Raw genomic sequence first — 14028 nt, forward strand, 5'->3', positions numbered from 1 at the left:
TTTCAGACTTTTCCCCTGCTGGCTTAAGCGATTAAACTAGCAGGGAAAAAAGTATAAGTATAGAACCCATAACCTCAGACCTCAAATGCTTTTTGATCTGTACTAAGTGGTTTTTTACTGTATTCGTTGAGATACTGAGTAGATCACCGATCTCTTCGTATGATTTGTTTTCGTCAAATTTCAGACTAACGATTTTACGTTTATGCTGCGATAAACCAGCAATGGCTGTTTCGAGCTTTTCGAAATTGTGACGTTCAAAATCGGCTTGTCCAGCATCCTCATTTTCTTGATTCAAAGTCTGCCAAAGCTCGGTTGTTTCTTGTGTGCTTTTCTTGATTTCCCGTAGGTGATCAAAGGCCTTATTTCGCAGACAGACAAAAAGAAAATTCTTAATGTCCTCGATGTTCTGAAGCTTTTCTCTCTTTTCCCAAATCTGGATAAAGACATCCTGACTGATGTTTTCAGCCTCGTCTATGTCCTTTACTAGCTTCAAAACAAAATCTACCGATGAGCTCCAAAATAGGTCGTAGATCCGCGAAAAGGACTTTTCATCGATGATTTCTAGTTTGTTACTACCTCCAAAAAGTATAGAGTTCATGGCTTTGGGTTAAGCTTGAAATTATAAATTTCATCAGCCAAAGTATTTACGCCTGTATTAACATTAGGTGAAGTAAAACACATGTTAGTTGTATCAATCGACGATATTAACTGTTGTTTTGACACCAATCCAGAAAGCGGGCAGATCGGTCTGAACAGTATTGGCTCCATGCTCTACCAGGTCAAAAGCGAGCTCAGGTTTTGGATTCTTGCTGAGTTCCTTGTCAAGATCTCCGAGTGAATTGATCCAAGTTCTCAAGCCATATTTTTGAGCAATTTTGATCGTTTTCTCGGTGTTGAAACTCGGGTCAATATGGACTAGTACAGGATCCAGCTTTTTATAGGCTTTTTTGATCTGCTTGGCTTTGTAAGTTCTCGGCATGAGGTAAGCTGTTGGCATTTTTGATTTGATTTCAGCTAGAATTTTCCAATCTGAATCAAAGAAGATGACCTCATCCAATACATCCAGCTCACTGACAACCGCCATCACTTCATCGATTTTATCGGTCTTCAAATCCAGGTCAACCATAATTTTTCCCTTTGCAAGTGCCAAGGCTTCCTTCAAAGTTGGAATAGAAATTCCAGAATCTTTACCCTCAAAAAGTAATGTGAACTCCTTCAGATCAGCGCTGCTCATTTTTTCTATATCGCCCGAGCCCGTCGTGGTTCGATCTATGGTCTGATCGTGAATCAGGTATACAATTCCATCTGTGGTCACGCGTGTGTCGATTTCTATAATGTCAACTCCCAGATCAATCGCCTCTTGAATAGCTTGAAGGCTGTTTTCTGGATGCTTTTGGTGAGCTGCTCTATGTGCTGCGACGAGAAGTTCATTGGTATGGAGTAGCTTTTCTCTGATTTGATCGACTTGTGCAAAAGATGAGAGATGAAGGAAAAATGCGATAGAAAATAGTGATGCACATTTCAAAATGTAACGAAGAGAGAGGTATTGATTTTTCATTTGTCTTGAAGTCTTTCTGGGGTATTTGGAATTTGATTGATCAGTTTGTTTTCGCCCTTGGCATCTTTGTGAATTTCAAAAGCATCATAGAGTTCTCCTAAGGCGGTGTAAGTTTTGAAGTTTAGCACATCTTCTTTGACTTTGATCCACTGGTATGTCTGCGTGCCATAGGCTTTTCGATCCATCCAATCAGCGGATTTTACATCATACATTTTTGGGCCAGCAACAGAAACCACATAGACAGTTCCTTTTTCATAATCCATTTGGCCATTTTCCTCAAAACCTCTGCCTCGAGCATAGGCGTGATCGTGTCCTTGTATCGCCAGATCAACCTTGAATTCCTGCAAAATTGGACGGATATAATCAATCATCTTGTCATGATATCGGTCTGGAGCAGTTGCGTAAACAGGATAGTGGAAGGTGATCACGGTCCATTTTCGAGGGTTATTCGTCAAAATATCTCTCAACCAATCCATCTGGGCTTTTCTGTAAATAGGGGATTCATCGATTTGCTCACCATCCAAAGAGATGACCTTCAGCTCTGGATAATTCACTTCATAGGTAGTCTCCTCAAGACCGCTTGGGCCATTCGTTGGGAGATTGAACTGTGCATTCCAGTGTGGTGTAAGTGTAGGAGGGTTTTTGGAAAACTCATGATTTCCCGGTGTCATCATAGAGGGAATGGTGGCGTGAATCCATTGGCCAGATTCAAACCAACCACCCCATTCGAAGTCAGCGCTTTCATGATTGATCAGATCTCCTGCATAGACCGTGAAATCCATCTTGGGTAAGTTGATGATCGCTTCGCGAAAAACTCTGCTAAACATAGCTACTACTTCGTTTTGAGCATCACCGAAATAGAGGAAGTTCACTTCCTTGTCATCTTCAGGAATGGCAAACTGAAACCATTCACTCCAATTTTCACCTTCTCCTACTCGATAGACATATTGTCCTCCGGGCTTCAATCCAGAGAGATTCACCTGATGGTAATTCGCATGAATTGTCGGCTCATCATCCTGCTGGGATACGAGCGTTTCAGTTTTGGCTTGTAAAAGTTGTGTGTATTCTCTGTATTCTGGTCCTGCGGTTGCGATTGCAAATTCTAGTTTGGAAATATGCTGAGAAGTATCCGTTCTCCAGTTTACTCCAATCGATTCAAACGGATTCTCTGAAAGATTGAGTATAATTCGATCAGGTTTTGAGCTGGGAAGGAGATGCGAATTTGATTGATTTGTGCCTGAACTTTGAGAAAAGGCACAAATTGGCAATGCAAATAACACCGCTAAAACCAGTCGTTTTAGCATACTTAATTTACTCATTATCATAATTTTAAATGGCTATATTCTAAGTTTTGCTTAGCTTTGAGTGTGGATTTTTTAATAGCCGTATTCATAGTAAAGACTTCGATAGTCAGCTTTCGGGCTATTGTTTAATATTAACTTTATATGAAGATGAAAAGAACCTTTCTTAATGCACTTGCGCTAATCGCGCTAACCTTTCTGATTAACCACCAGCTCACTGCCCAAACGACCAAAACTGCTTTGGCGGATTACTTGGCAAAGCCAAATCCTCAGTTTCAATTTACTCTGAAAGATTCTGTAAACCATGCTGGTCTGACCCAATATGAGCTGGAACTCACTTCCCAAGAATGGAAGGACTTGACCTGGAAGCATCGCTTGGTGATTTTGAAACCTGCGAAAATCAAGTCCGACAAAGCACTTTTGTATATAGGTGGTGGCAAAATCGAAGACGGTCAACCAGTCTATAGAGATCGCGATGAAGAAATAGTAAAGAATATGGGAAAGCTAGCCTTGCAAAACCAAAGCATGGTTGCTCTGGTATTTCAGGTTCCCAATCAGCCAATTTTTGATGGTAAGACCGAAGATGAAATCATATCTTATACACTCCATCAGTTTCAAGAAACTGGCGATCTGGAATGGCCAGCCTTATTTCCCATGGTCAAATCCGCTTTAACTGCCATGGATGCAGTGGTGGAATTTAGCCAGACAAATTTATCCGCTCCGATCACGAGTTTTATGCTTACCGGCCTTTCCAAAAGAGGCTGGACTACCTGGCTGACTGGTTCGCAGGATATACGTGTAACGGGAATCGCACCTATGGTGATCGATGTGCTAAATATGCCAACTAATCTTCAGTATCAGATTGAGACTTGGGCGGATTACAGCATAGAGATTCAGGATTATGTGGCGCTTGGTATTCCGCAGCAGGCAAGTTCTGAGCTCGGACAGGCGACGATGGATCTGGTGGATCCCTATTCTTACCGAACTAAGTTGACCATGCCGAAGTTGATTTTCATTGGGACAAACGATCCCTACTGGCCAGTGGATGCAGTGAAGAATTATATTGATAGCATTCCCGGACAGAATAATCTGATCTATATTCCAAACGTAGGCCATGATCTGGGAGATGGGAAAATAGCTTTCCAGGCCGTGAGTGCTTTTGTAGGGTATCAAAATGAAGGAAAATCACTTCCTGAGGTTTTCACAACAGTTTCAAATGGAGAAAAGGGAATGTTGAATCTTGAGCTAAAAGCTACAGGCCAGGAACCTGTTAAAATTGAACTTTGGGAAGCGGAGTCTGTAGAAGATAAGGATTTCCGAGATGAGGAATGGTCGTCTAAGAAGCTTAAGTTCGGAGCATCAAATCTGGTTTCCCTTCCCTCAGAAGGTCAAAAAGCATTTTACATCGCCTATTATTTCAAATCCCCAACGGGTAAAGAATTTTATGTAACCAGCAGAATGTACAGAGCTGATACGAGTGGATTGGTGAGGTAGGAGAGTTGGAAGTTTGGTATGTAACATAAAAATGGCCTGTGTCTGCATAGGCCATTTTTTATTATAACCACAGTGGGCACAAAGGATTTCGCAGAGGTTACAGACTCATCTATACATTCACCTTACAGCCGTGATCTGTGTCCACACAGACCACTTAATATTTTCAACTTGATTTCTCTAGATTGGGCAAGGTGAGGATAAATATTTCGTATAATCTTTTTGCTCCATAGGAGCTATCTATGGCTAGATATTAATTCCTGTGATTTTTTGCTGTGCCTTTAGGTACAGCGCTGTCTGGTTGGTGAAATGTAGTGCTGTATCTGACGGTACGGTTGGTTTAATTATTCGTTATTTTTCCACCCATAGTTTGTCCCTAGCGGGACTGAGAGAATTACTTTAAAGAGCAAATTATTCAATTTCATTTTTCTCAATTTCATTTAAAGTTCGTCCATTCTTGTCTTTCCAATTTCTCCTGCCATTTATTGAATAACCAACAATTACTGCGGCTGCAGAAGAAGGGCTTTGGAATAAGTGCTTTTTTGCGAAAACCAATTTACCTTCTGGAGTTGAAATTATTGTTTCGTCTCTTATAAGATCTTCTCTTAAAGTTTTGTATCCGTAATTAGATGACTGGTTAACAGAGGCATATGATCCTGCTAGTACGACTAATCCTTCATCTGTTTGTATAGCTTTAGCAGATATTCCTTTTATATTCAGAACTAACTCAATTTCATCTTCCTTAGGAAGTCGTATACTCTGTTCGATTGGTTCAAAAAGTGTTGCTGGTTTATCCCTTTTATAATTGATTTGATTTTCGAGAAATTTGTGACCAAGTACTCCGTTTAGTGTTTTGATATTTATAATAAACTCTTCCATAGCATCACGATCTGGTAGTGGTAGAGAATTCAAACTAGGAGAATTACTATTTTCTAAAACATATCTATCAGTTTGTTTGGTGATTTCAATTAATCTGGATTCAAGATATTTGATATGTGATTTGGTTATATTATCGTCTTTACTTGTAAAAAGAATGACTTCGCTCCAAAAATCTTTGTTTACTTCATGACTTTTAAGTCTGTCCCAAACATTTTCTCCTTCACCAATGTAAACCTTTGATTTTCCTGTCTCATCATCCATTCCTACCAAAAAATATACTCCTTGGGTGTTGATTTGACTGTGAAAAAATTTATTTAAATCGGGTAGTTTGTTCCTAGGACTTGAAAGTGCTTGGATGGTTAAGTTTACAACTTCAGCAAGTTTTATCCCTGTAACAGAGCCCTCCTTTAAATAAATTCTAATACTTTTTCCTATCATGAAATTAAGTTTGTGGATTTCACGTGATGTCTTAGTCCAGAGTTAAAACGTCTTTCATGCAATATATGAGTTTAGTTTAATGATGTTCTGCTAAGTTTTTTCATTTATAAAATCATGCTCCTTAATCCAATTCACAATTGTTCTTCAACATAACAAACATCCCACAAAGAAGAACTTTCTTTTTTGTCCAGATTCCCCCAAAAACCAAACAGGCTGCACCCAATTGAATGAGGCAGCCTGTTCTTTGTCAAATAGACTCGATTATCACCCAGAAACCATAAATCCGGGCAATGTCTTTACCATGGTTTTCCGGTGCCCTGAAGCAACCAGAATTTTGACCATGCACTGTTGTTTTCGTCAGACTGAGAGAATTGCGTTACTTCCAATCGGCTCACAGCCTGAGTGGCGTTGTCCTCATTTATCGTCAACTCATCCTGCATGTAGTAGAACCGTAGGGGAAGAGCACTTCTCACTGCCGCTGGGCCTGCTGTCAAAGCTGGAAAACCTGTTCTCCTATAGTCAAACCAAGCTTCAGTACTTGCCGACCAGCTTGCTATCCATTTCTGAGTGATGATCTGTTCCAGGGTATTGTCGAAAGCAGCCTTGCCAGAAATATAGTCGGCATAATCTCCCGATAGACCCCAAGCTTCGAAGGAAGCTCTCACGCCAGCTTCGTAATACATCTGAGGAGATCCACTTGCACCAAGGCCAGTTAGTGCTGATTCAGCCAAGATAAACTGTACTTCCGCAGCACTCATCAATCTAGCTTTCAGCAGAGGACCAGATGGATCTTGATACATTTCACTTACAAAAGAAACATGTGGATTATACGACTGCTGACCTGGGGTAGGGTTTAGGTTGTACTCACTTGGAAGGTTGGAAACCGCCGGTGGAATTCCCACATAGTCAGGATCGGTATCCACTTGTCTGCCTTCCGCGACATCTGAGGAGATGTATCTCACGCCGTCTTTGATTTCGTCTGTGTCTGCAGGCAGCGTATCATCGATGACAATAGGTACTTGGATTTTCTCCGCCCAAACTGAAATTCTGCTATCGTTCAAACTCTGAAGAACATCCACTAGGGTAGAGCACATTTTGATTCTTCGGTAATTGCTACCATTCGATCCATCAAATTCCGTGTTGGATGGCCAAGAGGTGTTGGAAGATGCGCCTGGGAAAGAAATCGCAGCGTCATCAATTACATTGGTGATGATAGGGAAATTGGTGGGATCACTTAGGATTTGCTGTATTCCTGAGCTGGCGAATTCTGGCATTTTTTCAGAAACTCTCAAATAGATTCTCAGTTGTAAGGAGTTGGCAAACTTTCTCCATTTCATCACATTTCCCTCAAAAAGAATATCCTGAGGCGTTGTTTCATACGTACCCACTGCTGCAAGAATATCATTGGCTTCCTTCAGGTCATTGATTGCACCTTCGTAGATTACTTGCTGAGAATCGAATGCAGGCAGAAGGTATTGCTCTCCACCCTTGTCACCGCTTACGGCATCCAGGTAGGGCGCATCTCCCCAAAGATCAGCGATGCGGGCAAAGTGATAGGCATTCATGACTTTGGCAAGGCCCAGATAGAACGGAAGTTCTAGCGCTTCAGCTCGTTGCTCCATCAGTTTGATGTCCTCCAAAACACTGTAATTTCCCGTCCAACTCTGGTTTGACCAGTCGTAATTGTTATGTCCGCTGAACCAAGCGTCGAGTTGGGTGTGCTGCATGACTCCTGCCATATCGCCAAAACCTAGACCTACATCCATCGTAGCGGTATTGGAAAGCACCGTTGTTAGGATAAGGTTTGGGTGAACGGAGCTTGATTCCACTCCATTTGGATTGATATTGGTCTCAGTGAGGTCTTTGCAGGAAGTCACGGCTCCCAAAAGGATGCAGCCTGTGGCCAATGCGCTGAGGTAATTGATATATTTTTTCATAATTGAATCTTTATTTTCTGATGTCAAAAAGTGATTACAGATTAGAATGAGGCGTTGATTTTGAATCCTACTGGGATGACCCAAGGATTGACATTGTATCGCTCTATCCCCTGTTTGAACGTGCCATTAGCTTCTGGTTGGAATGCATTTTCTGGATCGATTCCCACCTTGGCTTTAGTCCAAAGGATCAGATTGCTAGTATAGACACCTACGTTGATAGACTTCATTTTTAGCTTGTGGACAAACTCAGTGGGAAGCTGGTAGTTGATTGCAGCTTCTCTAAGTTTCAAATAAGAGGCATCAAAGGTCGCTGGTGCGAAAAAGCTCCAAGGGTAGTTGTCAGCATAAGGGATAAACTTGGTTCCCTCTTCACCTAGGTTTTCTATGTAGCCCGTTATATTACCTTGATCATCGTATTGCGCGATTACGCCAGGATTGAATACCCCGTCATTCACAGTTACATTGTATTCGATTGGGTATCCACCGCTTTCTGCAGTTGGTCCACCGACTACATTGATTCCGTCTGTGATGAATTGACCTTGATTAGCTACTAGGTAATCTCTCAATTCTTTTCCTTGCATTCCGCTTGGATCGATCATCTGATCCAGCCAACGCTGAGTTTTCAGGTCTGATTCGGAGTATCTGTAAGTCTGAGACACGAAGTCACCGCCCTGTCTCCAGTCAAAGTTTAAGCTCAGGCTCAATCTCTTGTATCTCAAGTTTACCTGCATTCCTGCAAGGAAATCAGGATTGAAATTCCCGATTTTGTTCTTCGCTGTAGCCTGATTTACGGCATTCCAACTTCCATCTTCATCCAAGATTGGATATCCGTAATAAGGAGATTCTTTGTCCTCTACAGTTACCAAACCTCTGTCATAAATATCTCCGATCTCATCGCCAACATATGTCCAGGCACCACCTCGGGAATCAGACCACAGGTAGAATACATCCACTTCGTCAGTCAATTCTACAATTGTACTTCTATACTTAGAGTAGTTGAAACTCAGGTCCAGCGTTAGATCATCTGTTCTGATAGGAGTCACGCCAAGCATTACTTCCCAGCCTTTGCTATTTACCAAACCCGCATTCACATACTTGGAGGTAAAGCCCGAGGAAGAAGGGAGTGTCACAGGAAGGATTTGGTTTTTGTTGTCGGTATTGAAATAAGTGACGTCGAATTTCAGACGATTTTGAAGTGCAATCAGCTCAAGACCGAATTCATAAGAGGTAGCAATTTCAGGCTTCAGATCTGGAGTTTTCAAATTGTCTGGCACAGTCAATCGTGTCTGTCCATCCCATTCTCCGTTATTGCTCAATACCTGGTACAGATTGTAAGGATCGGTGTCATTACCTACCTGTGCCCAGCCAGCTCTCAGTTTCAGGAGATCGATAGAATTGCCCATATCGATCATTTCATTCAGGATCAAACTCAAAGAAGAAGAAGGGTAGAAGTAAGATCTATTAGCCTCCGGCAAAGTAGATGACCAATCATTTCTAGCTGTGACATCCAAGTAAATCAGGTCTTTGAAACCAAAGTTGGCAAGTCCATAGACACTGCTCACTGCCTTCTGCGAAGTGGAGGAAGTGTAAATCAAGTTTTCAGAAGAAGTGTTGCTCAAGGTGTAAACACTTGGTACGATCAGGCCGGAACCTTCAGGTTTGGTAGAGTTCTGTACGGAGTTGTTGTCATTGAATCTTAGATTTCCACCGCCCGAAAGTGTCATGTGGAAATTATTGAAGTCCTTAGTGTAAGTACCTAGGATGTCAATGTTTCTTTCCATTCTATCCAAATTGACCAAGCCATATCCGCCATTTGGATCACCTGTATAGCTCATTGGAATCTTAGACTCTCTTCTCTCAGAATACATGTCTAGCATGTAGCTTGTTTTCACATTGAAATTATCTGAGAATTTGTAATCCAACGCGATGTTTCCAAAGACCCTGTTTCTAGTGAAGCTGTTGTTTACTTCATAAGCCAAGAAATATGGATTGTTGTAGTCTCCGATTGCCTGTGACCGCTGCTGAATTCCTTCTTGACCTGGTACCCAGTAGGATTTCAATTCATTGATATCTATGTGTGGAGAAACCTTGTAAGCCGCTTCCAGTGGATTCGTGCCACGATTACCAGCTGGTCTATTGTCAGAACCTGTTTGGTTGATATTCAAACTGGAACTCAACGTCAATTTAGGGTTGACCTTTAGCGTGGTATTGATCGAAAGGTTGTTTCTTGAAAAATCAGAATTTGGGATAATCCCCCAGTTGCTCAGGTTCGTGTAGCCGATTCTATAATTGATGAATTCATTGTTGTTTGCCACAGATACTCCGTTGGTAGTAGTCACGCCTGTACGAACAAAGTCAGAAACATTGTTTGGATGTGATACCAAAGGTGTTGGGATACGATTACCATCAGCATCCACCGGGCTATTCCATTGAATTGCAGTATAACCTTTGTCTAATTCTGGGCCAGCACCAGCGGAAGAACCTTCTTCGATGACTAGTTGTCCTCCTGGATAGGGGTTATTGTCAGGTGTATAAGGTCTTACTCCCGTGGCAAATTTGCTGTGAAAAGGTAGGTACTTATATGGCATCTCCAAAAGTGTGTTTGAAGAAACTGTCACCGTTACGTCGTTGACTTTTTTGCCTGACTTGGTCGTGATCAAAACCACCCCGTTTCCAGCTCTGGATCCGTATAGAGCCGCTGCACTTGGACCTTTCAGAATAGACATGCTTTCTATGTCTTCCGGGTTCAAATCTGAAATTGCATTTCCATAATCCACTTTGTTTTCACTTCCGATTTCGGAGATATTATTCAGGCTGTTGATGATCGGCACCCCATCTACTACGAATAGAGGCTGATTATCTCCACTCAAAGAGCTTATTCCACGGATGACCATACTCACTGAGGAGCCTGCACCACCTGTAGAGCTCACGCTTACTCCAGGTACTCGTCCAGCGATTGATTTTAGTGCATTGTCCTGACTACCGTTTTGGAATGCATTGCCATCAAGTTCCGCAACTGAGTATCCTAGCGACCGCTCGTCTCTTTCTATACCCAAGGCAGTCACGACTACTCCTTCCATATCTGCAAAAGTTGGGAGAAGCTTCACGGAGAAAAAAGTCTGATTTTGAACAGCGAATTCCTGAGTTTCGAAGCCTACGTAGCTGAAAATCAATACGGACTCTTGGGTCGGAACTTCGATAGAAAACTTGCCATCGATGCTAGTGATTACGCCATTCGTAGTGCCTTTCACTAGAATGGTCGCGCCAGCTAATGGCAAATCAGTTTCATCCAACACTATTCCAGTCACAGGGAAAGACTTCTCAGTCTGCGGTTTGCGGATGAGGATGTTTTCGCCCATTACTTTAAACTCAAAAGGAGAGGTAACCGCAACTTCTTTGAGTAAATCCTGAATCGTCGCTTTCGTACTTACAGTGATTTTCTGAGCCAGCTGCTCATGAATCCCATCTGCATAGATGAATTTGTACTCGCTTTGAGACTCTACTTCTGAGATAAACTGCTTCAGAGGAAGGCTGTTACTTGAGATCAAAATGATCTTGTCCTGGCCCAATTCAGCCGCCTGTACCCAATTGGGCAACAGCATCATCAGCATGAGCCATGCTCTGCCAAGGTGTAAAAGATGTTTTTTAGTAAATGTAATTTCCATACTTTGTCCGTTTGAGTGGTTTGTTTACTGCTTGATTAAATCGCCACGCTGTAGGTCTTCGTCAAATTCTCTTCAGCGTGGTTTTTTTATTTGTTAGGAAAAATTAATTTTCAGAGAGGTTAGATTTTTTCGAAATCACTGTGATCAATTCGCTCGAATCGGCTTCTCTATTTGCCAAAAAGCCTATCGCAGAGATCACCTCATTTATACTTTTATCCTTGAATTGACCAGTAAGTTTTAGTTCGTAAAGGCTCGAATCTTTGATATCCAGCTCAAGTCCATACCATCTTTCCAGCGTGTTTATTACCTGCTCGAAATCAGTCTGATTGAAGTTTAAAACCTGGGATTTCCAGTGAATTGGCTCATTGAATTCCACTACTTGGTAAGTCTTAGCGCACTTATCGATCTGGATTCGCTGACCGATAGTTAGGGTTTCGTCGATGACCAAATTCTCCCATGCCAGCGATACATTTACAGTGCCTTCGGTCACAGAAACTTCTATCATCTCATCTTCTTCGTAAGAGGAAATATTAAAAGCAGTGCCCAGCACTATGACTTTGACAGCTTGGGTGGTGATCTCAAAGGGATGAGATTTGTCTTTTGCCACTTGGAAAAATGCTTCGCCACGGAGATTGACTTTTCTTATTTCCTGATTTTCAAAAGGCAACTGCTCCAAGGAAGAAGCTACATTCAGATTTACTTCGGTGCCGTCAGGAAGTGAGATATTTTTCTGCTCTGCAAAAGCTGTTTGATATAGCGTGGAGCTTTGTGTATCAGAGTTTTGAAGGTAATGGAAGAGCAAAAAGCTAAAGCTTGCCAGCAAAAGAAGTGTAGCGGCCACGCCCATCCAGTATTTGCCCAGATGATGACTGAAGGTCTGTTTTTTCGAAGCGATGTGGAAAACGCTGTTTTCATTCAGGCTTTTCTCAAAACTTGACTTCAACGCCTCACTGTAGATTTCTCGCACTTCGGGATCATCTAAACCGTTTAAAAATGAATCGAAATCAGCTTTCGTGATTTTATCTTCTAAATACCTATTGACCAAATCATTGATCTCCTGCCGTGATGGACGCATGCAACGTTGTCTTAGTGAATCACTGGAGTGAAAATTCCAGCGCAAGCAAATTCAATTGCTTACTATAAAGACTGAATCTGCACGAAATGGACTAGTCGTGTTGCGTTATCAAAAAGTTAAAGATTTGTGAAGCTAAAAAGTGATTTATTAAGATTGGGTCAGAGAATTATTTGTGTTTGAAATCAATAAGATTGAATCTTCAGAAAAAAAATCAACAGAGGAAATAATACAGGGGCGAAAATGTTTCGTCCCCTTTATTATTTCAGACAGACCAAAATAGATTTATCTATCCAATTTCCCTACTCTCGTAGGCGTGTCTTCTCCGCTGATAATGCTTTGACTGCTCAGCGCGATGGCTTTAATTACCTCGGTCATATTTTCCATATCCAGCGTCTCGAACTCATCACTTGCTTTGTGGTAATTAGGCTCATCGTTTGGCGCTTCTTCCATTTTGGAAGTGGAGATCGTATGCGCTGGAACTCCTAGAGCCGCCAAAGTTCTGTTATCAGATCTGTAAAATAAGTTTTGCTTAGGATAAGGATCTGGTTCGAAATGAAATTTGGAGCCTTCCAGGTTCTTCTGAAGTATCTCGCCCATAGAACTCTTTTCAAAACCAGTGATGTAAGCAGAATTTGGTCCCCACTTACTGTCTGTGCCTATCATCTCTATATTGAACATAGCGACCACTTTATCTGGATCAAGCTGCTGGCTGAAGTAAGTGCTTCCAAATCCACCAGACTCTTCTGCCGTGAAGGCTACAAAAATTAAGGTTCGCTCGTTGTCTTTAATTTTATTGAAGTATTTCCCTAGCATCATAACAGCTGTAGTTCCTGCCGCATCGTCATTTGCCCCGTTGTAAATACTGTCCTGATTTGCGTCCGGCCTTCCTATTCCAAGGTGATCGTAATGTGCTCCAAAGACAACGTATTCATCCTTTAAAGATTTGCCAGGTATCACACCGACGACGTTCTTAAGCTCCTGCTCAGTAATTTTATTGGTGATTTTAAGTGATACAGAACTTGGGTCAAGTGTTTCTGTCAGCACGAAAATCTGGGAATGTGCACTAGGGAATTTTGCCCTGCCTGCTATTCTTCCTAATCGAGCGTAGTTACTGGAATGCGAAGGATCTATTAGGACCAAGGCGTTCTTTTCACCTCTCAAGACAGGAAATACCAACTGATTGAAATCGGCATCTTTTGGTACTTTAACTACTTCTATGTCTGACAGAGAATTGATTTCTATAGTTGCAGACGTACTATTGACTACCAAATTGCTAGGACTCAAAGCTTCTTTGTCTAGCGTTCCACTCACCTCAGCTGGGGTGGCTTGAATCATAGAAAAGCGCTGCAAATAGGATTTGTTTTCACCGAAATACCCTAAGCCGCTTGCTTCAAACTCAGAGGCTATGAAATTCGCAGCCTTTTCCAATCCTGGGGAATAAATCCCTCTTCCTTCCATCTCATCCGAAGAAAGAATTTTTTCTACGCGTGCTACTTCTGATACTGAAATGATGGAGCCGATTTTCGGCGTACAGGAATTAAGACCTATACAAATAATGAGGACAGCAAAGAGTGTTTTTTTCATGGGGTAAAAGCTTAATTCTGAAATATAGAATAGCGTAAAGATTGTCTCTTTTTGCCAATAATAGGCATGGTTATTATAAAAGACCAGCCTACGTTTTGTT

The 14028-nt window shown here is 41.7% G+C and carries 9 protein-coding genes; 1 reads left to right on the plus strand and 8 read right to left on the minus strand.

From position 1 onward, the window contains the following. Positions 1–31: 31 nt before the first annotated feature. The 3 genes from AACZ87_RS02385 to AACZ87_RS02395 all read right to left on the minus strand — a co-directional run bounded on the left by AACZ87_RS02385 (position 32) and on the right by AACZ87_RS02395 (position 2877). Positions 32–598: a sigma-70 family RNA polymerase sigma factor gene (locus AACZ87_RS02385; protein WP_339864475.1), complete on the minus strand. Its 567-nt coding sequence runs from the start codon at positions 596–598 to the stop codon at positions 32–34. Between the two features lie 93 nt (positions 599–691). Then, a complete protein-coding gene (locus AACZ87_RS02390; protein WP_339864477.1) occupies positions 692–1558 on the minus strand; it encodes a glycerophosphodiester phosphodiesterase family protein in 867 nt (288 codons plus the stop codon). Further along, positions 1555–2877, minus strand: a complete 1323-nt coding sequence (locus AACZ87_RS02395; protein ID WP_339864479.1) for a metallophosphoesterase family protein — start codon at positions 2875–2877, stop codon at positions 1555–1557. The genes AACZ87_RS02390 and AACZ87_RS02395 overlap by 4 nt, the downstream gene beginning before the upstream one ends. A gap of 132 nt (positions 2878–3009) precedes the next feature. On the opposite strand from AACZ87_RS02395, the gene AACZ87_RS02400 reads away from it, so the two are divergent. Beyond that, positions 3010–4353, plus strand: a complete 1344-nt coding sequence (locus AACZ87_RS02400) for a PhoPQ-activated protein PqaA family protein (protein ID WP_339864481.1) — start codon at positions 3010–3012, stop codon at positions 4351–4353. Positions 4354–4761: 408 nt separating this feature from the next. Here AACZ87_RS02400 and AACZ87_RS02405 read toward each other — a convergent pair whose 3' ends face one another. From AACZ87_RS02405 to AACZ87_RS02425, 5 genes are all read right to left on the minus strand, one after another. Further along, positions 4762–5667 (minus strand): GIY-YIG nuclease family protein, encoded by a 906-nt coding sequence (locus AACZ87_RS02405; protein ID WP_339864482.1) that lies wholly within the window; start codon positions 5665–5667, stop codon positions 4762–4764. Positions 5668–5963: 296 nt separating this feature from the next. Next, positions 5964–7604 (minus strand): SusD/RagB family nutrient-binding outer membrane lipoprotein, encoded by a 1641-nt coding sequence (locus AACZ87_RS02410; protein WP_339864484.1) that lies wholly within the window; start codon positions 7602–7604, stop codon positions 5964–5966. 41 nt (positions 7605–7645) lie between these two features. Beyond that, complete coding sequence (locus tag AACZ87_RS02415; RefSeq protein WP_339864485.1) at positions 7646–11269, minus strand: SusC/RagA family TonB-linked outer membrane protein; 3624 nt, start codon at positions 11267–11269, stop codon at positions 7646–7648. 103 nt (positions 11270–11372) lie between these two features. Further along, positions 11373–12344, minus strand: coding sequence for a FecR domain-containing protein (locus tag AACZ87_RS02420; RefSeq protein WP_339864487.1), 972 nt, complete (start codon positions 12342–12344; stop codon positions 11373–11375). A 282-nt stretch (positions 12345–12626) separates the two neighbouring features. Then, a complete protein-coding gene (locus AACZ87_RS02425) occupies positions 12627–13928 on the minus strand; it encodes a M28 family peptidase (protein WP_339864489.1) in 1302 nt (433 codons plus the stop codon). Positions 13929–14028: the final 100 nt, after the last annotated feature.

Source organism: uncultured Algoriphagus sp. (assembly GCF_963974365.1).
Classification (GTDB): domain Bacteria; phylum Bacteroidota; class Bacteroidia; order Cytophagales; family Cyclobacteriaceae; genus Algoriphagus.

Bases quoted from the DNA above. Each gene is read 5' to 3' on its own strand.
- AACZ87_RS02385 (WP_339864475.1), bottom strand. From the start codon at position 598: ATGAACTCTATACTTTTTGGAGGTAGTAACAAACTAGAAATCATCGAT.
- AACZ87_RS02420 (WP_339864487.1), bottom strand. From the start codon at position 12,344: ATGCGTCCATCACGGCAGGAGATCAATGATTTGGTCAATAGGTATTTA.
- AACZ87_RS02410 (WP_339864484.1), bottom strand. From the start codon at position 7,604: ATGAAAAAATATATCAATTACCTCAGCGCATTGGCCACAGGCTGCATC.
- AACZ87_RS02415 (WP_339864485.1), bottom strand. From the start codon at position 11,269: ATGGAAATTACATTTACTAAAAAACATCTTTTACACCTTGGCAGAGCA.
- AACZ87_RS02400 (WP_339864481.1), top strand. From the start codon at position 3,010: ATGAAAAGAACCTTTCTTAATGCACTTGCGCTAATCGCGCTAACCTTT.
- AACZ87_RS02395 (WP_339864479.1), bottom strand. From the start codon at position 2,877: ATGAGTAAATTAAGTATGCTAAAACGACTGGTTTTAGCGGTGTTATTT.
- AACZ87_RS02425 (WP_339864489.1), bottom strand. From the start codon at position 13,928: ATGAAAAAAACACTCTTTGCTGTCCTCATTATTTGTATAGGTCTTAAT.
- AACZ87_RS02390 (WP_339864477.1), bottom strand. From the start codon at position 1,558: ATGAAAAATCAATACCTCTCTCTTCGTTACATTTTGAAATGTGCATCA.
- AACZ87_RS02405 (WP_339864482.1), bottom strand. From the start codon at position 5,667: ATGATAGGAAAAAGTATTAGAATTTATTTAAAGGAGGGCTCTGTTACA.